Origin of the sequence: uncultured Dokdonia sp. (assembly GCF_947492815.1) — a bacterium.
GTDB lineage: Bacteria > Bacteroidota > Bacteroidia > Flavobacteriales > Flavobacteriaceae > Dokdonia.
Map to the genome: position 1 here is coordinate 1 of NZ_CANLOB010000039.1, position 26,575 is coordinate 26,575.

Here is a 26,575-nt window from a genome sequence, read left to right on the forward strand (position 1 = left end):
GGTGTCAAAAATGTAGAATTCTTCCTCTTTAGATTAACTAGAATATTTGCATAAACACAACAATTGGTCTTGATCCGAAATAATGATTCACATAAGCGTATACTAAAAAAGGCAACTCATGATGAGTTGCCTTTTTTAGTTTTATAGGTAATCGCTACTTCGACAGGCTCGGCATGACATTTCGCGAAAGCGTATACATTAACTGTCCGAATCTAAATAATCAGGTATTCCGTCTTCATCTGTATCTGGATACGTAATTTCTCCTGTATTGAAATTAATATTTATCTCATCTACAGTATCAATACCATCATTATCATCATCATCATCTAAGTGATCATTGATACCATCATTATCTGTATCCATTAAACCTACGAAATTTCCTTCATCATCACGTATAGTTTCTAAACGTGTCGTCACACCATCATTATCATCATCTGGATCATTAAAGTTTGCTTGTACATCACCATCTGTATTATCTACATCATCAAACAAGAATCCGTTACCGTCTATATCTTCGTCTATAGTAATAATACCATCACCATCATGATCGGTTACTTTACTCTCATACATAGAAAATGTAAATACTAGGGAAGAATAAATTCCAATATCACTATTTGGTGGTTGTGCAAAGTAAGCTAATCCACTTGGAATAAATACAGCTCCAATGCCGTAATCATTATTAAATTCTGTTGTTCCGTCTGGTGCTATTGTAAATCCTGACCCTCCTCTAGCTCCTTCGATTCCATTTGCAAAACCATCAATGGTTGCAGGAAGGTTAAACCAAATAGGGTTTGAAGCACTGTCAAATACATTACTTAGAATATTTGATCCTCTATAGGTCACAAATGTAGAATCTACTTGTGATGTAGCAGCACCTACACCTTCTCTTGCTGTAAGGACATACAAAGTATTAGAAGCTTCAAAACGATCATACGTTTTTGTAACTACTTGGTTTATAAGTGGCGTTTTATCTGCATTATCACCAGCTATAGTATCAAAACGAATCTCATAATCAAACTCTGCAGGTGGATTTGCAAACTCTTCATAATTATAAAAATGCGTTTCTAGATATTCTCTAATGAAAGCATCATCTGTTATAGATTGTTCTCCTCTATCTCTAAAAGGGATTGCTTCTGGGGTGTCGTCATCATTTCCACAGGAACTAAATAAAACTAGCACTACTAGTATGCTTAGATAATTTTTAATAATCATAAAATTCTTTTTCGAGGGTGCAAGATACAATTTTGACGTATTTTTGACCGTATAATTACATAGATTAACGCACTTTTAAGCATTTTTATATGAGAGTTGATAAATATTTATGGTGTATCCGTTATTTTAAGACACGATCTATTGCTACCAACGCCTGTAAAAAAGGACATGTAAAGGTAGATGACAAGGTTGTAAAACCTTCTAGAGATATCTATCCTACTGATGTAATTAGTGTGCGTAAAAACCAAGTTATCTACACCTTAGAAGTCCTAGACTTGCCAACAAGTAGACTGGGCGCAAAGTTGGTTGACATCTATCGCAAGGATACAACGCCTAAGGAAAATCTAGAAAAATTAGATTTACTCAAGTATTCTAAAGATTATTATAGAAAGAAAGGAACGGGTCGTCCTACTAAAAAAGATCGTAGGGATATAGATGAAATCTATGAAAATGATGATTTCTTTTCAGACAACGAAGAAGAATAAGTATTTTTACATTTAAGAAAGCCTATGAAAGTAAAACTTGACAAAATACTAGATCATAAAGCCATTGAGCATAAGACACGTCGGATTGCGTATCAGATTTATGAAAGTAATGTAAATGAAGAGGAAATCATTTTAGCTGGTATTGCTGATAATGGCTATAAATTTGCCGAACGCCTTCAGACAATCCTTGAAGAAATTGCTAATTTTAAAATCGTGTTATGCAAAGTAACTATGAATAAGCAAGACCCTTTAGGTACGGTTACAACAAGCCTTACGCCTGAAGCTTATTCAAATAAATCTATTGTTCTCATAGATGATGTATTAAACTCAGGTACTACACTTATTTATGGTGTACAACATTTTCTAAATGTGCCTTTAAAGCGTTTTAAAACGGCTGTACTTGTCAATAGAAATCACAAGAAATATCCTGTAAAAGCTGACTTTAAAGGAATTTCATTAAGTACGTCTCTTAATGAATCTGTTAAGGTGACGTTTAGAAAAGGAAATGATATGGCCGTCTTAGAATAAGGTCGCTACAATTTCTTCTACAATCATTGCTTCGGTTTGTTCTTGTACTTTAAGGACTTTGCTGGCTTGATTATAATAGAATCCTCTTTCAAACAGGTGTTTCCTCACAAATTCTTCTAATTCTTCTTTAGACTGCTGTGTTGCAATTACAGGACGTTCTGATTTAGCTTCCCACAATCTGTTGGTCAGTTCTGTCACAGGCACATTGATATAGATAGATTGTACACCGCTCTCTTTGATGTCTTGCAAATTACTTCCATAACAGGGAGTTCCTCCTCCTAAAGCGACTATTTTTTTAGTATTGGTTTCTTGTAAAATTTCTTTTAGGTAGTGTGCCTCTTTTTTTCTGAAATAAATTTCGCCTTTTGTTTCAAAAATTTGGGAGATAGACATCTTTTCTTTTTCTGCAATAAATTGATCATAATCTACAAAGTCATATCCAATATGTTTTGCTAATCGCTGTCCTATAGTGGTTTTTCCTGACCCCATATACCCCATCAAATAAATATCCATGTGCTATTTTTTGTATTGAAATGCAAAGGTATTGTCAAAAGATGAAAAAAATGTAAAATTTATTTTAAAAAGGCTTTGATATATAAATTAATTGGGTGTATATTTGCACCCGCATTCAGGAAAAGACCTGGTAGCTCAGTTGGTAGAGCATCTCCCTTTTAAGGAGAGGGTCCTGGGTTCGAGCCCCAGCCAGGTCACAAAAAGTCGTCGCATAATGCACGACTTTTTTACTTTTATACACCTATCTACCCGAGTGCTGGAATTGGTAGACAGGCACGGTTGAGGGCCGTGTGCACTAGTTGCGTGTGGGTTCAAGTCCCATCTCGGGTACAACAAAAAGCTCATCATTCCTGATGAGTTTTTTACATTTTACACACAAAACAATAGCAATTAGTAGTATTATTTTACAATAAAATCGATAATAAACGATATATGAGATTTCTGTTCTGGGAACTCTATTTACTATTCACAAATCATTTACTTCATCTCGGCAATCGCTACAAACCTGCGCTATCAGAAAGCCTATAAGTTTCAACTATTCGATCATCTACTTGGGTAACAAACATCTCTTTTCTCCTCTTACAGGTATATAAATCATATAAATTTTAGAAAAATGTTAGAAGTAATCAAAAATTTAGAAAATGTAAAGATTTTAAAAAAATCACAGCTACAAACAATTAAAGGTAAAAGAGGATGTGGATGTTCTGGTAATCCAAATGGCAATGGTAATCAAAATCCTCCTTGTCATGAGTGCTAAAATTTAATGTAAACTGCTGATAAGTTTTTTAAAACCTTATCAGCAGTATTTTTACTTAATTAACTTTTAAAATTGTTTATTATGAAGAATAAGAATCTAAAATCACTGGAATTAAAAAAAGAAACTATTTCAAGTTTTCATCTTATAAAAGTAAACGGCGGGCAAAAAACAACCGACCAAACCACCGTGGAAGATATTCCTTACTTCACCCACTTAAGTTGTGACTGTATGCCGAGATCTTTTTCTTGTGTTGAAGGCATATGTATTTAGAACGTATTGATGAGACTACCAAAAAGAGCTAATTTTCATAAAACTGTACTTGTTTCAGATTCTCATGCTCCTGTTCAAGAATAGTATTTACAATTATCCTCCAAGATTATTAAAAAACATTTTAAGTTTAGAAATTATGCTAGACAAAAAGCTATTCAAGGTGGTAGAGAAGAAGAAGAATCAAATAATCAGTTTTGTTGTGAGTGGTGTCCAGATGGAGCCTGTAATAATTATGTCCCGTATGGAGAGATTTGTTCATTAGCAGGATTTTGTTAAATGATATATATAAATATATCGTAAATACACATTGATCTATAGCGAACTTCGGTTCGCTATTTTTTTCCTGTATTGCGTATCATAAAGAAATCGCACCTTAAATACTCGTTTATAGCTATTTAAATTTTAACTATGTGGTATACGCTTTCGCGAAAGCGTACCTAGTCCATTAAAAAATAAAACAACTATTTTTGTAATTCATATTTGCTGTCCCCCTAAAAAATGAATATAAAAGTTGTTTTTGCTATTTTATGTCTATGCGCATCTATTTTTAGTAATGCGCAGGTAGATGACAGTAAAATAGATTTTTCCTCACCTACTAATGGTCAAGAGGAAGCTGCTAGATATGCTAAATTACTTCAGGAATATTATAAAAACGGAGATTATGAGTTGCATAAAACATATAGTGACTCTTTGCTATTAATTTCTGAATTATACCAGATTACAGACATGAGCATTTTGGCGCTTAATAGTCAAGCAATCTACCATAAGAATAGAAGCAACAGACAGAAAGCCATTGAGATGTACCATCAAGCCTTAGAAAAATGTGATTTGGTGCCAAATAACCAAGGACCTAAAGCAATGATACTTGTCAATATGGGGAATCTATACACCGATATTGGAGCATTTAAAAAGTCTATAAAAGCAATGGATGAATTGCTGGTGATAACGGATACTGTACGAAGTTTTTCTAGGATAAAAGCCGCTGCTTTAGTAGGACAGTCTACAAATTACATGGAGTTAAAAAACTATGAGAAAGCCTTACAATATGCTGAACGTGCCTTTACTTTAGGAGAATATATGAAAGATGAAGAAGTCATTGCTACCTCTTTAAATAATATAGGTGATATTTACGTACAATTAGGCGACTATGAAAATGCGCTTAAAACTACAGAAAAAGGACTTCAATTACCTCATATACAAAAACCTACAAAAAAACGCGCTTGGCTCTTATTTAACAATGGAGTGGCAAATTACCATGTATCTAATATTGATCTCTCCTTGCAACGTCTTAAAGAGGCGTTAACACTCGCTGAAAGCAAAGAGCTCAATGAAGTCGCTATGTATAGCTATGAGTATTTGGCAAAAGTATATGAGCAGAAAGGAAATTTCAAAGCTTCTTATGAAGCCCAAAAAGAATATACACGCATTAGAGATGTAATACAAGTCGATAAAAAAGAAGCCACTATTGTAGATCTTTCTAAAGACATCACTAAAAATCAAGAGACAAGAGAAGCTGCCGAAAAAGAAGTAGTTTCTGTAACAAAAAACAAAAAACAATGGTTACAGTTTGGAAGTATTATTGTGCTCTTCCTCGCTGGTGTATTGTTCTTATACATACGAAAGAAAAAACGTATTGAAATAGAAAAAAACGACCTTCAAGAACAATATGTTGCTTTAAAAAAAGCTATAGAAAAAAAGAATACAACATCAGATATCCCTATTGAAAAAACACCTTCAAAAATAGAAGAGCAACCCTATAAAAACTCGTCATTAACAGATACGGATAGAGAACTATACAAGGAACGTATTTTAGCATTAATGAACACTGAAAAACCCTATTTAGAACCTAACTTAAGATTGGCTGAATTAGCTTCAAAATTGGAAATAAGCACCTCACATTTTTCGGAAGTATTGCATTATTCTTTTAAAGAAAACTTCTATAATTTTATTAATTTTTATCGCGTTGTAGAAGCGCAAAAATTAATGAAACAGCCACAATATAAAACCGCAAAAATCATTGCCATTGCATTTGATTCAGGTTTTAAAAGTAAAACCACATTTAATCGGGTGTTTAAAAACTATACAGGACAGACACCTTCTGAATATCGTAAAACCTCTTAAACAGTGATGTTTTTCCACAAAAAGGGGTTCCATTCCATTGAATGGAACCCCTTTTGACTATATAAGATCGGAACTTTAAGTATAAATAGTGAACTTTACTTAAATTAATTAATGCTTTCACATAAGATTTTTTAATCATATCTATTTCTATTATAAGAATTGATTAAATGTGAACTAATAGTGATGTAACTTCACTAATAACAAACCTTTTTTCAGCAACACAATCAGAAAAAAATTAGTGTAAATAGCACATCTGTGTGAGTATCAAAATGTATGTTTATATGACGGTATTGTCTAGAATGAAGTTTTTACTTCTCATAACAATTTTTCTTTGTACCTGTATAGATTCCTACAGTCAAGATTTTACGTCTGTTTGGAATACTACCTTATCCACTCCTGATAATCAAATAACCATACCCACAAACCCTGGGTTTACATACGATTATACCGTTAATTGGGGGGATGGTAATACAGACACAGGAATAACTGGCAATGTAACACATACCTACACTACTCCTGGGAGTTACACTATTAGTATTAGTGGAAATTTTCCTGCTATTTATTTTAACAATACTGGTGATAAGGATAAAATCATTGAGATTACTTCTTGGGGAAACATCCAATGGCAGTCTATGGAGAATGCTTTTTACGGGTGTAGAAATTTGAATTTTGACGCTATTTCGCCACCAGATTTAAGCCAAGTCACTAGCTTAAAAAATATGTTTAGAGAGGCAAATATTTTCAATGGAATTTTGAATTCTTGGAATGTTGATAACATTACAGATATTTCTGGTATGTTTCAAAGCTGCAACACTTTTAATAGGCCATTAGACGGATGGAACACAGGAAATATCACTGACATGTCAGACACCTTTAATGGGGCTAATAATTTTAATGAACCATTAGATAATTGGAATACTGGTGCTGCAACAACAATGGCGAGAATGTTTAGATCTGCCAATGATTTTAATCAAAATATTAATGGTTGGAATACATCGCAGGTTACAGATATGAGTGATATGTTTAGCGCATCAGATATGGCTTTCCCTTTAAACAACTGGAACGTACTTCAAGTAACCACGATGGCTAGGATGTTTAGATCTACTCCCTTTAATCAACCCCTTGACCAATGGGAGGTTAATAATGTAACTGATATGTTTGAAATGTTTAGGGATACTCCTTTCAATCAAAATATAAACAATTGGCAAGTAGGAAACGTTTTGAATATGGCAGGAATGTTTGAACGTAATTATGTGTTCAATCAACCATTGAATAATTGGGATGTAAGTAATGTCACAAATATGTCAAATATGTTTGCTGGAATTAATTCTGCAATTACCATTTTTAACCAACCTCTGGATATGTGGATTACCTCAAGTGTAGCAAATATGCGTGAGATGTTCGAATCTTCTCGTTTTAATCAACCAATTGAAGGTTGGGATGTAAGTAATGTTACTGATATGTCAGGCATGTTTCGCAGATCTCCAGATTTTAATCAACCTTTAAATGGCTGGATGCTAGATTCTTTAACCGACACAAGCGGCATGTTTTTTAATGCTACAAGTTTTAATCAATTACTCAATAATTGGAATGTAAGCAATGTAAATAGCATGAACTCAATGTTTAATGGCGCCTTTTTATTTAATCAACCTATTGATTTATGGACAACAACTAACGTAAGTGACATGCGTTCTATGTTCTCAAATGCAACTGCCTTTGATCAAAACTTGGGTGTTTGGGATATTTCAAATGTCACTTTAATGGCCAATATGCTAGATGATTCTGGACTTTCAGAAACAAACTATAACAATACCTTAATAGGATGGGAAGCGCAAACCGTTAATGATAATGTAATTCTTGGAGCTGCTAATCTATTATATTGCGATGGGCGTTTTGCTAGAGAAGATTTAATTATAAATAGTAACTGGACTATAAATGATGATATTGTAAACTGCAGCTTTGTTTTTTGTACAGACATCATTACCCCTGTTGATGGAGATATAAATGTTCCTGGTAATTTTGATTTAGTTTGGGAGGCTACTCCCAATGCTACAGGGTATAGAGTCACGGTTACCAAAAATACAGGAGGTGTAGTCACTACCATTTTAGACAATTTTGATGTAGGCAATGTCACTTCTTGGGATTTTGCTGTAGATTTTATTGCTGGTGATATTGTAACGGCACAAGTAGTCCCTTTTAATGCTGAAGGTCCAGCAGAAAATTGTATTACAGAGACGTATACTATTATTGATTCTTGGGTGAATAGTCCAGCAGCTTTTAAACTCACTTACAATACCACTTTAACAAATGGTGATAGTACTCCTGCTAATCAATTAAAAATCTCTAAAAATAATGGATTCACCTATGATTATTCCATAGACTGGGGAGATAATCAATTTGATAATAATGTATCAGGAGATATCACGCATACTTATGATACACCTGGAATTTATACTATTTCTATTATTGGAGATTATCCCGCTCATTACTTTAACTTTTCAAATACAGATTATTTCAAACTCTTGACTATTGATCAATGGGGAACCCAGCAATGGCAAAGTATGGACCAAGCATTTCTTAACTGTCAAAACATGACGTATAATGCTACAGATGTTCCAGATTTATCTCAAGTAGAAAATATGAGAAGTACGTTTTTCAGTTGTTTTTTATTTGATGCAGATATTAATAATTGGGATGTAAGTAACGTAACAAATATGTCAAATACGTTTGCTGCGGCATTTGTATTTAATAGTCCTCTAGATACATGGGATGTAAGTAATGTAACTAACATGAGTGGCTTGTTTCTTGTAGCACGAGCATTCAATCAACCTATAAACAATTGGAATGTAGGTAATGTAACAAGTATGTTTAGAATGTTTGACGCTAATGGGTCAGCATCAGCTTTCAATCAACCATTGAATAACTGGAACGTATCAAATGTTCAAGACATGGGATGGATGTTTCGATTTACCGAAAATTTCAACCAACCATTAGATATGTGGAATGTATCAAATGTTATATCTATGGAGAGAATGTTTGATAATGCAGAAGCATTCAACGGTAATATTTCAAATTGGAATGTGGAAAATGTAACCTCTATGGCTTCTATGTTCTCTAATGCAGATGTATTTAACCAAAATTTAAATAGTTGGAATGTGGAAAACGTTATTAATATGGATTCTATGTTTAGTAGTACTAACGTTTTCAATCAACCTTTGAATGATTGGGACACCCTATCTTGTATTACCATGGGATCTATGTTTTCAGGGTCTGTTGCATTTAACCAACCATTAAATAATTGGCAAGTAGAGACAGTTACCAATATGTCATTTATGTTTAATGGCACCAATGTATTTGATCAAGATATAAGCAACTGGGATGTATCTCAAGTAACTACAATGAGAGGCATGTTTAGAAGTGCTGTACTTTTTGACCAAGCCCTCGCGCCTTGGGATGTAAATTCTGTGGTAAACATGGAATCTATGTTTGAAAATGCGCAAGTATTCAATCAACCTATTGGTAGTTGGGATGTTAGTGCAGTTGCAACGATGGCTTCTATGTTTAAAAACGCACAGCTATTTGATCAACCTTTGATAACCTGGGATACGAGTTCGGTAACCAGTATGAGATCTATGTTTGAAAACGCACAGGTGTTTAATCAAAATATTAATGATTGGGATGTTGTTAATGTCACCTTTTTTACTTCCATGTTTGAAAGTGCTCAACAATTTAATACACCATTGGATGCTTGGGAAACCAATGAAGCACAAAATATGGCTGCCATGTTCAAAGAAGCTGCTGTATTTAACCAGAATATAAATACGTGGAATACTTCTTTTGTAACTACTATGGATGCCATGTTTCAAGATGCAACGATGTATAATCAACCTATGGATAGTTGGAACACCGCTTCAGTAACTACTATGAGACGTATGTTTAGCGGAGCTTCTTTATTTAATCAAAATATAGATCCTTGGAATACAAGAGATGTTACAACTATGGAAGAAATGTTTGAGGATGCTATAGCTTTTGACGCTCCTTTAAATAATTGGCGCGTGGAAGGAGTTGCTAATATGGACAGTATGTTTCAAAATGCTTCTTCTTTTAATCAACTACTAAATGAATGGGATTTAGGTCAAGTTTCAATGAATAGTATATTTAATGAGGCTACAGCGTATGATCAAGTTTTAGGAGAATGGGACATGTCCCAAGTAACCAATTTAAGTAATATGTTAGATAATTCAGGAATGTCTAGAGATAGTTACGACAGCACATTAATAGCCTGGTCACAACAACAATTACCATCTGGTTTAACCCTAGGAGCGCTTAATGTTCCGTATTGTGATGCTTTTGAAGAACGTGCTTCCATAATTTCAGATTTTGGATGGAATATAGTAGGCGATGTACTTGATTGCCCTCTTCCTGCATGTACTACATTAATTTCGCCATTAAATGGAGATATAGATGTCCCAGTAAACACAAATATTACTTGGGAACCAGCTCAGTTTGCTAGAGGATATAGACTTACTGTAACCTCAGTACCCGCTAACGCAAATAATGTAACTAATATTGACATCATTAATGATACAACTTATAATTTTACAAATGATTTTGCGGGTGGCGAAGTAGTAAGCGTAACCATTGTTCCTTATAATAACGAAGGAGATGCACCGGGATGTGGTTTAGAAACATTTATAATTATTTCAGACCCTAATCCAACTATTCCAGATTGTACATCACTTTCCAATCCATTAAATGGAGCCGTAGACATTGTCGTAAGTACAGACCTATCATGGGATCCTGTAAGTAATGCAGATAGTTATATTATTTCAGTAGGAACAACTCCTGGAGGTGTCGATATTTTAAACAATATAAATGTAGGGAATGTTACGACATACGATCTAGTAGATGACCTACCTGAAAACACCCTTATTTATGTAACTATAATACCTACAAATGATGTTGGTGATGCTATAGGATGCGTCGAAGAAAGCTTTACAACAGAATTTATCCCTGTACCACCGGGATGTACAAACCTTTCACTTCCAATAGATGGCGCTACTGATGTTGATATTACAACGAACCTCACTTGGGATGCCGTAGCTGACGCAACTGGTTATTTACTAACAGTAGGAACTACACCAGGAGGGAATGAAATTTTAAATCAGGTAGATGTGAATAACACTACAACATTTGATTTTGTAACAGACCTAGACGAAGATGAGACATATTACGTTATTATAACTCCTTATAATAACGTTGGTGATGCAACGGGTTGTATAGAAGAGTCCTTTACAACAGAAACCATTGAATTTTTCCCAGACTGTACATCTTTAATAGATCCGCTTGATGGTGCTATCGATGTTTTAGTGGGTACAGATTTGAGTTGGGAAGCTTCGTCCATGGCTACGGGTTATTTATTGAATGTGGGTACTATTTCTGGTGGAACAGATATTATAAACAATCAAGATGTAGGCAATGTCACTACATTTGATCTTCCTGCTGACTTACCTGAATTTACAGAAATCTTTGTCAATATCATTCCATACAACGATAGCGGAAATTCAACAGGATGCATAGAGGAGTCATTTACAACACAACTATTTATTCCTGATTGTGTGACACTCACCGATCCTTTAAACGGAGCTACAGATGTGCTTATTGGTACCGATTTGAGTTGGACAACAGCTACAACGGCTAGTGGATATACTCTCAGTATAGGAACCACTTCGGGAGGAACGGATATTGTAGATAATCAAGATGTAGGGAATGTTACTACGTTTGACCTTCCTGCAGACTTACCCGAACTAACAGAAATCTTTGTCACTATTATTCCTTATAACGATACAGGAAATGCAACAGGATGTACCGAGGAATCATTTACTACAGAATTACTCGTTCCAGATTGTGTTAGTCTTACAGACCCGTTAAATGGAACGATAGACGTATTAGTAGGAACTGATCTTTCTTGGAATGCTGCTACGACAGCAGATGGCTATATTCTGAATGTAGGAACTACTTCGGGAGGAACGGATATACTAAACAATCAAGATGTAGGGAATGTCACTACGTTTGACCTTCCTGCTGGCTTACCTGAATTTACAGAAATCTTTGTCAATATCATGCCATACAACGCTACTGGAAATACAACAGGATGCACCGAAGAATCGTTTACCACACAATTATTTGCTCCAGATTGTGTCATGCTTACAGATCCATTAAATGGAGCTACTGGTGTGCTTATTGGTACCGATTTGAGTTGGACAACAGCCATTACAGCTGATGGATATATCCTTAGTGTAGGAACTACTTCGGGAGGCACCGATATTGTAAACAATCAAGATGTAGGGAATGTTACTACATTTGATCTCCTAGCAGACTTACCTGAGTTTACAGAGATCTTTGTTACTATCATTCCATATAATGCTACTGGAAATGCGACAGGATGTACCGAGGAATCTTTTACTACAGAATTACTCGTTCCAGATTGTGTTAGTCTTACAGACCCGTTAAATGGAACGATAGACGTATTAGTAGGAACTGATCTTTCTTGGAATGCTGCTACGACAGCAGATGGCTATATTCTGAATGTAGGAACTACTTCGGGAGGAACGGATATACTAAACAATCAAGATGTAGGGAATGTCACTACGTTTGACCTTCCTGCAGATTTACCTCAGTTTACGGAAATCTTTGTCACTATCATTCCATACAATGCTACTGGAAATGCAACAGGATGTACCGAAGAATCATTTACCACACAATTATTTGCTCCAGATTGTGTCATGCTTACAGATCCATTAAATGGAGCTACAGGTGTGCTTATTGGTACCGATTTGAGTTGGACCACAGCCACTACAGCAGATGGATATATCCTTAGTGTAGGAACTACTTCGGGAGGCACCGATATCATAAACAATCAAGATGTAGGGAATGTTACTACATTTGATCTCCTAGCAGACTTACCTGAGTTTACAGAGATTTTTGTTACTATCATTCCATATAATGCTACTGGAAATGCGACAGGATGTACCGAAGAATCATTTACTACACAACTATTTGTGCCAGAATGTACCACACTTACCGATCCGTTAAATGGAACTATAGACGTATTAGTAGGCACTGATCTTTCTTGGAATACTGCTACGACAGCAGATGGCTATATTCTGAATGTAGGAACTACTTCGGGAGGAACTGATATTATTAATAATCAAGATGTAGGCAATGTTACGACATTTGATCTTCCTACTGACTTACCTGAGTTTTCGGAAATCTTTGTCACTATCATTCCATACAACGCTACTGGAAATGCAACAGGATGTACCGAAGAATCCTTTACCACACAATTATTTGTACCAGATTGTGTTGCCCTTACAGATCCATTAAATGGAGCTACTGGTGTGCTTATTGGCACCGATTTGAGTTGGACAACAGCCACTACAGCAGATGGATATATCCTTAGTGTTGGAACTACTTCGGGGGGCACTGATATCATAAACATTCAAGATGTAGGCAATGTTACTACATTTGATTTACCTGCAGACTTACCAGATGCGTCAGTTATTTTTGTGACGATCATTCCATATAATGCGACGGGAAATGCAACCGAATGCACTGAAGAAAGTTTTACTACGCAAACATTTCCGCCACCATGTACAACAATTATCAACCCATTGGAAGGAGCTATCGATGTTGCTATTACAGCAACTATTAATTGGGAAGAAGTTATAGAAGCTACTGGATATACTATTAGTATTGGGACTACTTCTGGAGGTACTGATATCATAAATGATCTCGATGTAGGAAATACTACATCGTACACTCCTACTAATGAGCTACCACAACAAACAACCGTATTTGTAACGGTAACACCTTATAATATTGGAGGAAGCGCCGAAAGTTGTACAGAACTGTCTTTTACAACAGTGTTACTGCCGCCTGTATGTACCTCCCTTATTAGTCCTTCTAATGGTAGTTTAAATGTTCCTGTAAATACAGGAGTTTCTTGGAACCCTATTGCAAGTGCTGATGGATACTTTATCACCATAGGAACATTTTCTGGAGGCAATGATATTATTGCTACTACAGATGTAGGAAATGTAACCGAAATATCATTAGCCGAGGAACTTCCTGACAATACAACCATCTATGTAACGATACATCCATATAATATGGGAGGAATTCGGGAGTCGTGCCAAGAAGAATCATTTACAACAGAAGATAATACTGTTGAGGTAGACAATACCCAGAAGTTTGGATTCTCACCAGATGGTGATGGCATCAATGAATTTTGGGAGATTAAAGGTATTCGAAATTACCCTGATAATGTTGTATCTATTTATAATCGCTGGGGAGATCTCGTGTTTCAAATAGAAGGATACAATAACTCAGGAAACGTTTTTCGCGGAGACGCAAATAAATCCACAGGACGTGGCGCAGGTAAATTACCAGAAGGCACTTACTTTTTTACCATTGAAATTCCAGTAGAACACAATCTAAAAACAAGAGGCTACGTAGTCTTAAAACGATAACTATGAGACAGTACCTATTTACTATCGTTGGTTTATTTTTCTGTAGTATACACATATGTGCACAACAAACACCTGTGTTTTCAGATTATAATTACAATACCATCATTATAAATCCTGCACATACAGGACTAAATCAAGAAACAGAGATTGCTTTTACCAATCGAGGTCTGGTAGATGTTTTTGATGGAACTCCAAAATACTTATCGCTCTCTGCTAGTATTCCTAAAGATTATTCAGGTTTTGGTGGGGGTATTTTAAGAGATGAAATTGGTGTGACTACCGCTACTCATTTTTTTGCTTCCTATGCCTATAAAATATTCTTATCTCAAGATTCAAATGTACCTCGATGGCATAATGGAAACCCGCATGTAATGTCATTTGGTATTTCAGCAGGTGTTTTACAATACGCAGAAGATTTATTAGACCTCAACATTACAAACGATATCAATTTTGCACAAAACATCAATACGTCTATTCCCACTATAGGCGCTGGATTTTTATACAACGAGCGTAATTTTTATGTAGGAATTGCAGCACCTAATATTGTAGGTGATTTGTTGTCTTCAGAAAAGAATATCGAACTTGTTGTACCCTATTATGCCTATGGTGCTTATAAAGTCTATTTTGGAAACCAGGAAGAATTTTTACTAAAACCCAATGCGCTTGTTATTGTATCTAATGGCGCGCCTACACAAGTAGACATGAATCTATTTTTAAATTACAAAAGCAAACTGGAGGCAGGTATTGGGTATCGTACAAACTCTCTCATGAATATGCTTGTAGGGTGCTACATCTTTAGTAATGTACGCTTAAATTACACCTACAACATTGCTTTAAACAATTCGCCATTAGGGAGTTCTCAAGGGTTTTCACTGAGCTACCGTGCAGGAAGTGGTTATGGAGGTAAACGATAGAATTTTTAAGTATACGCTTTCGCGAAAGCGTACTCAGAAACCACACCACTAGTTTCAAAATACGCCTTTAAAGATTGCTTTTATACGTTCTAGAAACTGGAATTTGAGTAGCATCCTGCATCACTACAAAAGAAACCGTGCGTTGTTTTATGTAGTTTTCATTGACGATATATGATCTATGACAACGCTTAAAATTAGGCGGAAGTTCATCACTGATTTGAGATAATTTTCCGCGTACAAAATTCTGTTTCCCATCGGCAAGAAATACTCGTAAATAATGATCTTCAGATTTGATATATGTTAAATCTGAGATGTACACTTTTGTCTTGTCCTTTAGTACAATATAATCTTTGGTGACAATGTTTTTTAATTCTTGTAATTGTTTGATAGCTTCAGATTGTTCACCTTCTAACTCAAGACTTCGTTTTTTAAATCGTTTTAAAGACAGGTAAATAATAAATACCAGAACTGCCAAAACACCTATCGCAAGTAGTGAATAGGTTACTTTTTTTGAAAGATTTTCATTTTCATCGGTGATTGAGCTAAGCTCTGCTTCTATTGTATTATAATCATACTTACTATCAATTTCTCTAATATCGGCAGCGTGTCGTAATAAACTTAATGCTTCTTTTTCTTTATATAATTTTTTAAAATAATACAGTGCGCTGTCATTCATCTGAAGTGCATCATAATTTTTATACAACCATTCGTATCCATACATACGATACACGTTGTTTTTTTCTTTTTCTTGATGAATTTTAAAATAATTTATAGATTTCCTATAATCACCAGCTTCGTGATAAATAATTGCTTTGTTAAAGGCAATGCTAGGGATTCCTTTTGAGGAATAGTACAAACTATCTTTTTTATATGTTTGCTCAGCTAGATTGTAATAGAGAAGTGCTTCTTCTGGTTGATCTAAAAAGGCCTCTAGATACAGTCCTTTAAATTGATGCATATATGCTTTTAGAAAAGGTGTTGCTGCATATTTCAAACCATTTTTAAAGAGTATCTTAAATTGTGTGGTATCAATTTCTTTTAACCCAGCTTCATTAGCTCTCATTTCATAGCCAGCTTTATAATAATAGTAATGATATAAATCGATACTATCTTGCGCATACTGCCGTGCTTTTTTTAGATATTTATCATACGTTTTAAGGGCTTTTGCATTTCTTAAAAAGTGTCTGTTTATTTTAGGAAGAAGCGTATTAATCACAAGTGTATCTTGTGCGTTAACGGCTTTATTATAAGCATTAAAATACAGTCTATAAATAACAGAATCCTTATGTATTTCTCTTCGTTTTAAGATATCTGCATAGAGATATGTCGCAATCATTTGCTCTCTAGCATCTTTAATAGCATCTAGGTCATAATCGTTTTCGACTACAAAACCAATCTTCTGGAAATACATATCTGCCAGAAAAAGATTTTTCAATTTTTGATTTTCAAGCGTTGAAATATAATGTTCCGCTTTTTTAATATCATATCTTTTTCTGGCAAGAAGAATACTATCAAGAATATCGTTAGATCGCTGTGCTTTTAGCTCTAACAAAGAGCCACACAGAAAAATACTGAAGCATATTAGTATTTGAAAACGATACCTCATATGTGATTAAAATATTACAAAACCATTACAGTGTCTTCCTTTAGGAAATACATCCTTAGGGTTTATTCCAAATATATCTTCTTGGTTTACAATATGAAAATCTATTTTGGTTTTACTAAGAATATTGAGACGTCCAGTTTTTAAATCAAAATCGGTAGCGCCTTGTTTTTTCTGCTGAGTTTTTCCTTTACAATTTAATGTAAAGCATTTAGAAATATCTTCCAATTCTACATTAATCACTACTTCATTACCATCATGGTCTTCATCTATCCATGCTTTTTTCACAATGATAGGACGTTGAAATTTAGCCGCTTCATAGAATGAAAACTCAATACGATTTAACTCAAACACATTGTCATTTATCTTTTCTCCTGTAAACCTTCCTATGATCGTAAAAGAAACTGAATCCCCCATTTCTATATGTAAAGGTTGGAATAGACAATCTTCATTTAGGTTGTACATTAATGGAGCAAACGTATTAAGATCTGTAAATTTTTCTGGCAAATCTGCTGTGTCACAGCTTATATCATCAATTTCTTTCAATTCTTGGGCATATGTAAAATGCGTCAATAAGAGAAGTGCTGTTAGTGTGTATAAAGTTTTCATAATTGTAATTGTTTAGTTATTATTTCTTTAGTGTTTTAGGAAAACGTATTAATGAATCTCATCGTTATTGCCAATGTATATTCTGTACAAGAACAATACACAACCTGCATTATCTAAGAATCCGTTTAAACTTTTTCAATTGGCTGAAAAATTATCATTTTCAGTCCTTCTTTTGTCTTTTTACCTTCCGTAGTACTATTATGTAATTCAAAAAACCTTCAACTGTGCTTTCATATGTTATTCTTAGTCACCATGTGGTCTTATTACTCCATCTACACACCTATATTTAATGGGGTCGTAACATTTTCCATTACAACTTTCATAACCATGAGGGCATATAGTGCCATTAATACATCTTTGACTCATTGGGTTATAACAACTGTTACCACATGCATATTGACCATGCTGACATACAACACCATTATCACATTTTTGACTCATTGGATCATAACATCTATTTCCACATTTTTTATAACCATCTGGACAGTCTTGATTATTGTCAATATGTAAAGGCTGGAATAAAAAATCTTCATTTAGATCGCACATTGATGGAGCAAATGAATTAAGATCTGTAAATTTTGCTGGTAAATCAGCAGTTTCAGAGTTTACCCCATCAAACTCATCTAACTCTAGCACATATACAAAACACGTTACTAAAAGGAGGCTTATTATTGTATATAAAGTTCTCATGATTTAATTATTTAGTTATTAATTTTAATGTTTTAGGCAAACCTATTCATGATTGCATCGTTATTGCCAATGTATATTCTGCACAAGACTAACACAATACATAAATGCTCTAAACGAATGATTTACTTGGGTATTTGCAACTATTGGATTGGCTTCACGAGAAGCCGATGCTGTATTTGACTCTAGCAATAGTATCATGTTGTTATATTCTGAAGTACTAATCGCAGGCACATACAGTTCTTTCATCTTAAACAAGTCCCAAATAACTGTTCCTTGATATTCTTTTGACTTTAGCTGTGTTAAAAAGAAACCGAGTTGCAATGCTTTATTTCTAATTTTTGGTTTTCCATGATGATTATCCATGTCAAAATAATAATCACCAAAAAAATCTCCATAGTCTGTATTATTAATATCGTATAGAAATCTTCCTTGTTCTTGCGCGATTCCTATATAATAACCTGTAATCATATCAGCTAAAAGTTCGTTATATGTCGTCGCATTTTCTTCATAATTTACCTTATTTGAATGTGCAATTTCATGTACCATTAATAGTTCTATAAGATCTAGACGATCTTTATACTTTTCTAAAAGATCTGCTCCTATTTCTACGATGCCATCAGAAAACTTAGCACTTTTCGAATAATAACAAGCACCATCATAATCTTTTACTACTCGTAATAAAATACTACGATCAAACCAATCTTGTACATTATTAAATAGCGCTCTTATTTCTGGGGTTGCTTCTAGATATTCTTTAGTATCATCAAGTTCCTGCCCGTCAATCGTCATACAATTTTGCGAAAGCAAATCATTTGAAAAAAAGTATAGTATACTCAAGAATGTTATTGTTGTTATATATCTCATAGGTTACCATTTAAATCCTCCAGCTCTATGTGTTGACTTCCATTTTCTTACTATTCCGAAGGAAGTATAATAGATCCCTTGAAAATCATTTTTATAAATACGTACACTATCAAAACCATACATTGCTAAATTTACTCCACTACTCAGCGCTTGTGTTCTTTCTTTAAATCGCCCATGATGACTCGCATGCGTAAATTGATAATCTGCTATGGCTTCAAATTTCCCAACAGACTTTTCTACCTGCGCATCAATATCATTTTTTTCTTGCTTGCTAGAAGCCTTGTCATAACGCCTTCTAATTTCAGAGTACAAATAAAATCCTGCGATCACATCTGCTTGCAATTCTTTATTCTTGCCTTTTAAAATTCCATTACCCCCATATAATGTACCTAAAAAACTCTCAGCATCATCTTTATACAAATATTGCAATGTGTGCCCTGCCTCATGTGCTAGGAGAATTTCTATAAACAAAGGATCATTCTTATATTTTTCTAGAAAATCTTCTCCAATGGTCACCGTGGCATTTTTTAAACCATTACGAGAATTAAACTCGTGACAAATTCCATCATAATCTTCAGCTAGTATGTAATTAACATTGATTTCAAAAAAATCTTGAATCTTGCGCATAGATTGTTGCGTCTTAGAAGGAAACCATCGTATTCCTTCTTTATATCCACTGCTTGCCTCTATATCGCCATCTATTTTATGAGCACATTCTTGTCCATAACTCGTTATGATAAGAAAACAAGAGCATAAAAGTGAAATCCAATCACATATATTTTTATTCTTTACCTTCATCGTTTTGGTTTTCATTATTTTCTACAATCTAGTTCAATATCCTCTTCATTTCTGATCTCCACGGCACCGTATAAAATTTGAGGTTCTTCAAATTCTTCAGATCTAGCACGTGTGTAAGCTTTCAATTTGCCAATGGTTGAAGCTCCTATACGATACCAGTCACAAGGTTCAATAGTATCCCTACGCAAGTAATAATGTAATCGTTCTAGAAACCAATGTGTAAAATAGCCTCCTACTTCTGTATTCCAGCCTGCGTATTGTCCATTTTTAGAGGCGGTAATAAAAAGATATCCTCTTGCTTCTTCAAAGAGTACTTTATAATTTTCTTCTACATAATTATTAATCACAAAACCACCATCTCCTTTTCCATCTTTAGTGAAATAATTACAGGTTTCATATAGATTAATGGTTAATCGTGCATTTTTACGGAGTAACATATCTTGTATATTACAACTAGAAAGTGACACATGAGGTTCATCAGAACTTATGTATAATTTATTACCATCGTCGTCTTTCTTTCTACTTACGACCATATTTGGGTATTTACAATCACTATCTCCGTATCCATGACCCGCATAATAAAACCATATTACATCATCTTCTCCTATTTGTAATGTATTAATCTCTTGTAACAAGTTTTTTTTATCAAATTGTTCTCCAATAAAATAATGTTTCTTAATACGCAGATCTGTATATATACCTATACGATTAATTTCATCTTCTATTTTTTCCATCGAGAGTTTCCATGCAGGTTTAGGATCACTAGGAAATTCTCTAGCAGTATCTTCTGTCTTTACAACAATAATTGCATGTAAGGTACTTTGTGCCGTCACATAGGAAGATATCACTAGAAAAAGAACTAAAATGAGTATGTTACGATATACTGACATGATCTATTTTGTTTTTGTGTATTTATAAATTGGAATTTGCACTTTATTTCCTGGCAATTGATTTTGTAAACGTGTCAAGCTATAATCAATTGTCATTTGTTTGGTTTCTGCCAATAGTGCACTCCATCTCGCAGGCGTATCAGAACGCAATGCTTTTACAAAAGCAAGTCTAAAGTTTAAAGATAAGAACCCTCCATCTTTAGGATTAGACCATGAGTAACCTGTATAATTTCCGCTATCATTCATTCCATCTCCGGCTTCGCTTCCACAAAGTACAATTTCGCCTTCGGCTTCAATAAATAGTCTTCTCAATTGAGCTGCAAGATTTCCTTCTCCAGAAACACCAGTAATAGGCTCTTTCATATCCAACATTGAGTTACAAGCATCTACCATAACAAGAGACAACCTAGGGTTTTTAGCAGCAATCTTTGTTCTAACCTCTTCTACAGCAACTCCCTGATCATTCTGACTAAATATATCATCTAGCACATATAGTCTTGGATATGGAGATTCTGAATTAGTAGTTCTATAACCATGCCCTGAATAATAAAAGAATACAACATCATTGGTTCCCACTTGTAAATTGTCAAGCGTGTTTAACAGTTCACTCTTTTTACTAGCCGCTGCTTTGTGATAATACGTTTTTAAATTCAAGTCACTATTATCTGCTATAAATTCGGCAAGTCCTTCCATATTATCATAATCGACAGCACAGCTTTTTCCAATACTATCATCTTCGGTATCGGCAAAAATGATCATGTGTAATGTTACTTCGCCTGGGTTTGTATTTCCCATTACTGGAATAGAAAACAGAAACAACAGACATATTTTTAAAAAAATTTTCATGAGTTTACGTTTTAAAAGTTAATAGTAGGGTAATAGGTTTTTATAATTTTTTTTAGTTCTGCAAATTCTTCCGAACTTGGATTCATTTTAATGCCTCTGTATGGTTCCCCATTTTTATAAAACATCACCGTAGGGATTCCAAAAGCAATAAGTACATCTTGTCCTTTTGAAAAACGCATTCCTACAGAAGGTGTAAACACTCCTGAAGTTCCTGAAGATCCATCTAGATTATATAACTCATTAAGTTCTGTCACATTAAGAATAAGCGCTTCCAATCGTTGTGCATCGGCATTTTTCATTCTTGGTGTATGATCATAGTCTCCTAAAAGCGGATAATTATCAATATGTACTTGTGCATCTCTTTTTTGATTTCCGCCCACCGCTACCAATGAAAATTGTTGTGTGCTTTCTATCATAGTATCAGCTTCTTCAATAGCCGCAAGAGTCTTTATATACTCCGTCACCTTATCTGTAATACCATCATATTGGCCAACTTGTTTGCTTCCGTCTTCAGAGATAATCTTATACTTCGCATTATAACTACTAATCTCAATACGTTTGCCTTCACTTACAAACTCCTGATCTTTGATAAAAGGGTTCTTCTTAAAAGGGCCTTTTGTGTTTCCTTCATCTGTTAGTAACACAAACAGCTTATCAAAATCACTTTTACGTTGTTGTTTCACCTCTTTAGTGCTTATAGGATCACTTTCTGTCTCTCGTTTTGTTCTTTCTTTTGATGGTAATGAGCAACAGCTATACATTAGAAATGATACGCTTAAGAACATAAAAACAATGTTTATTTTTGATTTCTTCATGACCTATCGAAAATTATAACATACTGAAAAATAACCTGTATTATCATCATGATCTCCGCTAGTATCATTGGTATATACATAGTATTTAAATCCCTTTTTGGTAGGTACGGTATAGGATACTCCTTCTTCGCAACCTATGGTAAAATAATTGCGTACATCAGGACCTTCTTCAAACAATACAAGTTGATACTGATATAAATTAGGATCTGGGAATGTAAAACGTTTTCCGTTGGTCCCTCTCTTATTGGCTGAAACATAATTTCCACACGTATTTCGTACGCTACTCCAATTTGCCTCATCAAATCTGACATCTAATAATCTCCCTGTTCCTTGCCCTATATAATTAGGACTTCTAGGGTTACATTTATTTATACACTTCAATTGACTATCATCCATATTATAATTTGCTACAGGTACTACAGCAGATTTTGCAAATGGAATCTCATCAAGAATGTTAGCCCTCATAAAACTACTTAAGGCATATATGCCAAAAACGAAAAGGCACACATACATAATATTTTTAATTTGTTTTTTCATAATACTACATTTTAAAAGAGTTGTTATTCACGTCAAATCATTTATTTGACTTGTTCAAACATACTACTGTCACTGGGCTTACCGAAATAAATGTCGTGAATGACATATAAAATAACGTGAGTGACATTCCTGCCATTTGTTCGTAAACAAAAAAGAATTAAAAAAATAGTACTTGTATTATTTTAACCGCAATATATTAGGAATATTGACAACAATAATAACGATCACTATATATAGTTATATGGGTTGGTTGTATACGCTTTCGCGAAAGCGTAAACCTATTGATTTTCAGTTTTGTTTAAATTTTAACTAACTTTTGTTAAACAAAAGAAACTTATTGTTTAAATTTGGTATGTTAAAAAAGGCTTATGGATAATGTAGTAAAGACTAAATTTAGCATTAAAGACCTCGAAAGTCTTAGCGGAATTAAAGCACATACGATACGTATTTGGGAAAAAAGATATAATCTTTTACAACCTGAACGTACCACTACGAATATTAGAACCTACGCTTTAAGTGACCTTCAAAAGTTACTTAATGTCGTATTTCTTACAGAGAATAGATATAAGATTTCTAAAATCGCACAATACTCATCTACAGAGATTGCAGCTATTGTAGCACAAATTGTATCAGAAAAGAGTATTGGCAATCAAAATCATGCCATCAACTCTTTTAAGATTGCAATGATGAATTTTGATCAAAATCTATTTTATAAAACCTATAATACGCTTCTTGAAGTGAAATCCTTTGAGGAGATTTTTTATGAGTCTTTCCTCCCTTTATTGCACGAAATAGGATTATTGTGGCAAACAGATACCATTAATCCATCTCATGAGCATTTTATTTTCAATCTGATTAAGCAAAAGATTTTAATCAACATTGAAAAGAAACAACGCGAGATATTGCCACGTAATGATAGAACATTTGCATTATATCTTCCAGAAAATGAAATTCATGAATTAGGGCTTTTATTCCTTAATTATGAAATTGTCTCTCATGGATTTAAAGTAATTTACTTAGGACAAAGCATCATGCTAGAGAATCTTAAATACCTCTCTATTAATCATCCTAATTTATCATTTGTCACTTACTTTACAGTGCAACCTCCTAAAGAAGAAATTCCTCAATACTTTGAGGATTTCAATAAATTATTTGGGAAACAAAATTTACATCTCTACGTACTCGGAAGTATGACCAATTTTATTGATGAAAATAAGATACCTGAGAACATACGTGTGATGATGAGCATTAGAGAATTTGTAAATCTTATTAATAAAGCTACTGCAAAATATGTCTAAACACATTGCTGTTATTGGTTCTGGTTTTTCTTCACTAGCGGCTGCCTGTTATCTTGCAAAAGAAGGCCATACGGTAGAAGTATTTGAAAAAAACAGCACATTAGGTGGTAGAGCTCGCCAATATAAAAGAGACGGTTTTACCTTTGATATGGGACCAAGTTGGTACTGGATGCCAGATATTTTTGATAAATTCTTTAAAGATTTTGGCAAAGATGTGTCAGATTTTTATGATTTAGAAAAATTAAATCCAGCCTACCAAGTATGGTTTCAGGATGAAGTAGTAACTATAGGAGATACCCTAGACAAAATAGCAATAGAGTTTGAACGTATAGAACCTGGAAGTTCTCCTGCATTAAAAAAGTTTATTAAAAAGGCTGGTGTTAATTATGATATTGCCATTAATGATGTAGTGAATAAACCTGGTATTTCTCCTTTTGAATTAGTAACCCCAGAAACAGCCGTTCGCGTAGATCAGTTTTTTAGAACTATTAGTGATGATGTTCGAAAAGCTTTTAAGAATGAAAAACTCGTTTCTATATTAGAATTTCCTGTGCTATTTCTAGGAGCAAAACCTAATAAAACTCCTGCATTTTATCGTTTTATGAATTATGCAGATTTTGGATTAGGTACTTGGCATCCTAAAGGAGGTATGCATATGGTGATTAAAGGTATGATCGATCTTGCTAAATCACTAGGCGTAACTTTTCATACCGATAGTCCTGCTACCAAAATAAATGTAGAAAATGGACACGCACAAGGTCTTGAAATTAATGGTACATTCCATAAAGCAGATATTGTAGTTTCTGGAGCTGACTATCACCATTCTGAAACATTACTTTCTGAAAAAGACAGACAATACTCTGAAGCTTACTGGGACAAAAAGACATTTGCCCCTTCTTCCTTATTATTTTATGTTGGCTTCGACACCAAATTTGATAAAGTAGCACATCACAATCTATTTTTTGATACTGATTTTGATGAACATGCACGTACCATTTATGATGATCTTGCATGGCCTAAAGAGCCTTTATTCTATGCCAATTTCCCTTCTAGAAATGATGAAACTATGGCCCCCGAAGGAAAAGAAAATGGTTTCTTTTTAATACCTATTGCTCCTGGTGTAGAAGACACTGAAGCCTTACGAAATCAATACTTTGATATCATCCTAGAACGTTTAGAACGACTTTCTGGACAAAACTTTAAAAATCACATCCTATTCAAAGAATCATTTTGTGTAAATGATTTTGTAAAAGAATACAACTCTTATAAAGGAAATGCATATGGTATGGCAAATACATTGTCACAAACTGCATTTCTTAGACCTAAACTTAAAAGTAAAAAGGTGAAAAATTTGTACTTTACAGGACAGCTTACTGTACCTGGCCCTGGAGTTCCCCCTGCATTAATCTCTGGGAAACTCACTGCACAATTAATCGCCAAAAACAACTAGACTCATGAAATCACTATTTGACATCGTATCCAGAAAGTGTGCAATGACCGTTACTAAGTCGTATAGCACGTCTTTTTCAAGTGCTACAAAAATGCTATCCCCTGTGATTAGACAGGATATTTATAACATTTACGGTTTTGTACGTTTTGCAGACGAAATTGTAGATTCTTTTCACGACTATGATAAAGCAGTCTTATTTAAAAGATTTGAACAAGACTTGGAACATGCATTAGTAGATAAGATAAGTCTAAATCCTATCTTAAATGCGTTTCAAGAAACAGTGCACAAATACAGCATAGAAAAGCATCTTATTGATGCCTTTATGAAGAGTATGCGTTTAGATCTTACAAAATCTGATTACCTCACTGACGAAGAATATAAAGAATACATTTATGGATCGGCAGATGTGGTAGGACTTATGTGTCTTACCGTTTTTGTAAAAGGAGATAAAGAGCGATACGATGCGCTCAAGCAAAGCGCAATGAGTTTAGGCTCTGCTTTTCAGAAAGTAAATTTTTTACGAGATTTGAAAGCAGATTTTGAAGGACTGAGCAGAACGTATTTCCCTAATACAAATCTTCTAGATCTAGATGAAGAATCAAAACAACGCATCATCAAAGAAATAGAACAAGATTTTGAAAAAGGATTAGCAGGTATTCATCAACTTCCTATCGAAGCAAAATTTGGAGTATATGCTGCTTATAGATATTACAAACAGTTATTAATTAAATTAAAACGTGTTCCTTCTTCGGAAATCAAAAACAGCAGAATTCGCGTGCCAGATCATGTAAAGGTGAGTCTATTAGCACGTAGTTATGTAAAATATCGTTTAAACCTTATTTAA

At 34.2% G+C, this 26,575-nt stretch carries 21 protein-coding genes and 2 tRNA genes; 12 read left to right on the forward strand and 11 right to left on the reverse strand.

What is annotated here, in order from left to right; translation table 11 throughout:
- Nucleotides 1-198: 198 nt before the first annotated feature.
- A complete protein-coding gene (locus Q1A01_RS22160) occupies nucleotides 199-1,212 on the reverse strand; it encodes a hypothetical protein (RefSeq protein WP_299685262.1) in 1,014 nt (337 codons plus the stop codon).
- 89 nt (nucleotides 1,213-1,301) lie between these two features.
- On the opposite strand from Q1A01_RS22160, the gene Q1A01_RS22165 reads away from it, so the two are divergent.
- Nucleotides 1,302-1,697: an RNA-binding S4 domain-containing protein gene (locus Q1A01_RS22165; protein ID WP_299685264.1), complete on the forward strand. Its 396-nt coding sequence runs from the start codon at nucleotides 1,302-1,304 to the stop codon at nucleotides 1,695-1,697.
- Between the two features lie 24 nt (nucleotides 1,698-1,721).
- On the forward strand, nucleotides 1,722-2,225 hold the full coding sequence (locus Q1A01_RS22170) for a phosphoribosyltransferase family protein (protein WP_299685266.1): 504 nt from the start codon (nucleotides 1,722-1,724) through the stop codon (nucleotides 2,223-2,225).
- Here Q1A01_RS22170 and Q1A01_RS22175 read toward each other — a convergent pair.
- Complete coding sequence (locus tag Q1A01_RS22175; RefSeq protein ID WP_299685268.1) at nucleotides 2,217-2,738, reverse strand: shikimate kinase; 522 nt, start codon at nucleotides 2,736-2,738, stop codon at nucleotides 2,217-2,219. The two genes, Q1A01_RS22170 and Q1A01_RS22175, sit on opposite strands and share 9 nt — an antisense overlap.
- Nucleotides 2,739-2,862: 124 nt before the next feature.
- On the opposite strand from Q1A01_RS22175, the gene Q1A01_RS22180 reads away from it, so the two are divergent.
- The 7 genes from Q1A01_RS22180 (at nucleotide 2,863) to Q1A01_RS22210 (ending at nucleotide 15,331) form a co-directional block, all read left to right on the forward strand.
- A tRNA-Lys gene (locus Q1A01_RS22180) sits at nucleotides 2,863-2,935 on the forward strand.
- Between the two features lie 50 nt (nucleotides 2,936-2,985).
- A tRNA-Leu gene (locus Q1A01_RS22185) sits at nucleotides 2,986-3,068 on the forward strand.
- A 283-nt stretch (nucleotides 3,069-3,351) separates the two neighbouring features.
- Nucleotides 3,352-3,495: a hypothetical protein gene (locus Q1A01_RS22190; RefSeq protein WP_299685270.1), complete on the forward strand. Its 144-nt coding sequence runs from the start codon at nucleotides 3,352-3,354 to the stop codon at nucleotides 3,493-3,495.
- Nucleotides 3,496-3,576: 81 nt separating this feature from the next.
- The gene (locus Q1A01_RS22195) at nucleotides 3,577-3,765 is read left to right on the forward strand and encodes a hypothetical protein (protein ID WP_299685272.1); all 189 of its coding nucleotides are present in this window, start codon (nucleotides 3,577-3,579) and stop codon (nucleotides 3,763-3,765) included.
- 498 nt (nucleotides 3,766-4,263) lie between these two features.
- The gene (locus Q1A01_RS22200; protein WP_299685274.1) at nucleotides 4,264-5,886 is read left to right on the forward strand and encodes a DUF2225 domain-containing protein; all 1,623 of its coding nucleotides are present in this window, start codon (nucleotides 4,264-4,266) and stop codon (nucleotides 5,884-5,886) included.
- 299 nt (nucleotides 5,887-6,185) lie between these two features.
- A complete protein-coding gene (locus Q1A01_RS22205; RefSeq protein WP_299685276.1) occupies nucleotides 6,186-14,417 on the forward strand; it encodes a BspA family leucine-rich repeat surface protein in 8,232 nt (2,743 codons plus the stop codon).
- 2 nt (nucleotides 14,418-14,419) lie between these two features.
- Nucleotides 14,420-15,331 carry a PorP/SprF family type IX secretion system membrane protein gene (locus tag Q1A01_RS22210; protein WP_299685278.1) on the forward strand — a complete coding sequence of 304 codons (912 nt, stop codon included), beginning with the start codon at nucleotides 14,420-14,422 and terminating at the stop codon, nucleotides 15,329-15,331.
- 67 nt (nucleotides 15,332-15,398) lie between these two features.
- Here the strand turns inward: Q1A01_RS22210 and Q1A01_RS22215 are convergent, their stop codons facing one another.
- The 9 genes from Q1A01_RS22215 to Q1A01_RS22255 all read right to left on the reverse strand — a co-directional run bounded on the left by Q1A01_RS22215 (nucleotide 15,399) and on the right by Q1A01_RS22255 (nucleotide 22,983).
- Complete coding sequence (locus Q1A01_RS22215) at nucleotides 15,399-16,883, reverse strand: LytTR family DNA-binding domain-containing protein (RefSeq protein ID WP_299685280.1); 1,485 nt, start codon at nucleotides 16,881-16,883, stop codon at nucleotides 15,399-15,401.
- 60 nt (nucleotides 16,884-16,943) lie between these two features.
- On the reverse strand, nucleotides 16,944-17,543 hold the full coding sequence (locus Q1A01_RS22220; RefSeq protein ID WP_299685282.1) for a hypothetical protein: 600 nt from the start codon (nucleotides 17,541-17,543) through the stop codon (nucleotides 16,944-16,946).
- Nucleotides 17,544-17,786: 243 nt separating this feature from the next.
- Nucleotides 17,787-18,233, reverse strand: a complete 447-nt coding sequence (locus Q1A01_RS22225) for a hypothetical protein (protein ID WP_299685284.1) — start codon at nucleotides 18,231-18,233, stop codon at nucleotides 17,787-17,789.
- Nucleotides 18,234-18,293: 60 nt separating this feature from the next.
- Nucleotides 18,294-19,097 (reverse strand): hypothetical protein, encoded by an 804-nt coding sequence (locus Q1A01_RS22230; protein ID WP_299685286.1) that lies wholly within the window; start codon nucleotides 19,095-19,097, stop codon nucleotides 18,294-18,296.
- Nucleotides 19,098-19,100: 3 nt separating this feature from the next.
- Nucleotides 19,101-19,910, reverse strand: coding sequence for a hypothetical protein (locus tag Q1A01_RS22235; protein WP_299685288.1), 810 nt, complete (start codon nucleotides 19,908-19,910; stop codon nucleotides 19,101-19,103).
- Nucleotides 19,910-20,785: a caspase family protein gene (locus Q1A01_RS22240; RefSeq protein ID WP_299685290.1), complete on the reverse strand. Its 876-nt coding sequence runs from the start codon at nucleotides 20,783-20,785 to the stop codon at nucleotides 19,910-19,912. Before Q1A01_RS22240 ends, Q1A01_RS22235 begins: the two co-directional genes overlap by 1 nt.
- Before the next feature lie 3 nt (nucleotides 20,786-20,788).
- Nucleotides 20,789-21,631 (reverse strand): caspase family protein, encoded by an 843-nt coding sequence (locus Q1A01_RS22245; RefSeq protein WP_299685292.1) that lies wholly within the window; start codon nucleotides 21,629-21,631, stop codon nucleotides 20,789-20,791.
- A gap of 11 nt (nucleotides 21,632-21,642) precedes the next feature.
- Entirely contained in the window at nucleotides 21,643-22,416 is a 774-nt protein-coding gene (locus Q1A01_RS22250; RefSeq protein ID WP_299685294.1) for a hypothetical protein, read from the reverse strand.
- A gap of 33 nt (nucleotides 22,417-22,449) precedes the next feature.
- Nucleotides 22,450-22,983 carry a hypothetical protein gene (locus Q1A01_RS22255; protein ID WP_299685296.1) on the reverse strand — a complete coding sequence of 178 codons (534 nt, stop codon included), beginning with the start codon at nucleotides 22,981-22,983 and terminating at the stop codon, nucleotides 22,450-22,452.
- A gap of 368 nt (nucleotides 22,984-23,351) precedes the next feature.
- Here Q1A01_RS22255 and Q1A01_RS22260 point away from each other — a divergent pair, with 368 nt between their 5' ends.
- Genes Q1A01_RS22260 through Q1A01_RS22270 form a run of 3 tightly spaced genes read left to right on the forward strand, consistent with a single transcriptional unit; the run spans nucleotide 23,352 to nucleotide 26,575 of the window.
- Complete coding sequence (locus Q1A01_RS22260) at nucleotides 23,352-24,281, forward strand: MerR family transcriptional regulator (RefSeq protein WP_299685298.1); 930 nt, start codon at nucleotides 23,352-23,354, stop codon at nucleotides 24,279-24,281.
- Complete coding sequence (gene crtI, locus Q1A01_RS22265; RefSeq protein WP_299685299.1) at nucleotides 24,274-25,731, forward strand: phytoene desaturase family protein; 1,458 nt, start codon at nucleotides 24,274-24,276, stop codon at nucleotides 25,729-25,731. Before Q1A01_RS22260 ends, crtI begins: the two co-directional genes overlap by 8 nt.
- A 4-nt stretch (nucleotides 25,732-25,735) precedes the next feature.
- Nucleotides 25,736-26,575, forward strand: coding sequence for a phytoene/squalene synthase family protein (locus Q1A01_RS22270; RefSeq protein ID WP_299685302.1), 840 nt, complete (start codon nucleotides 25,736-25,738; stop codon nucleotides 26,573-26,575).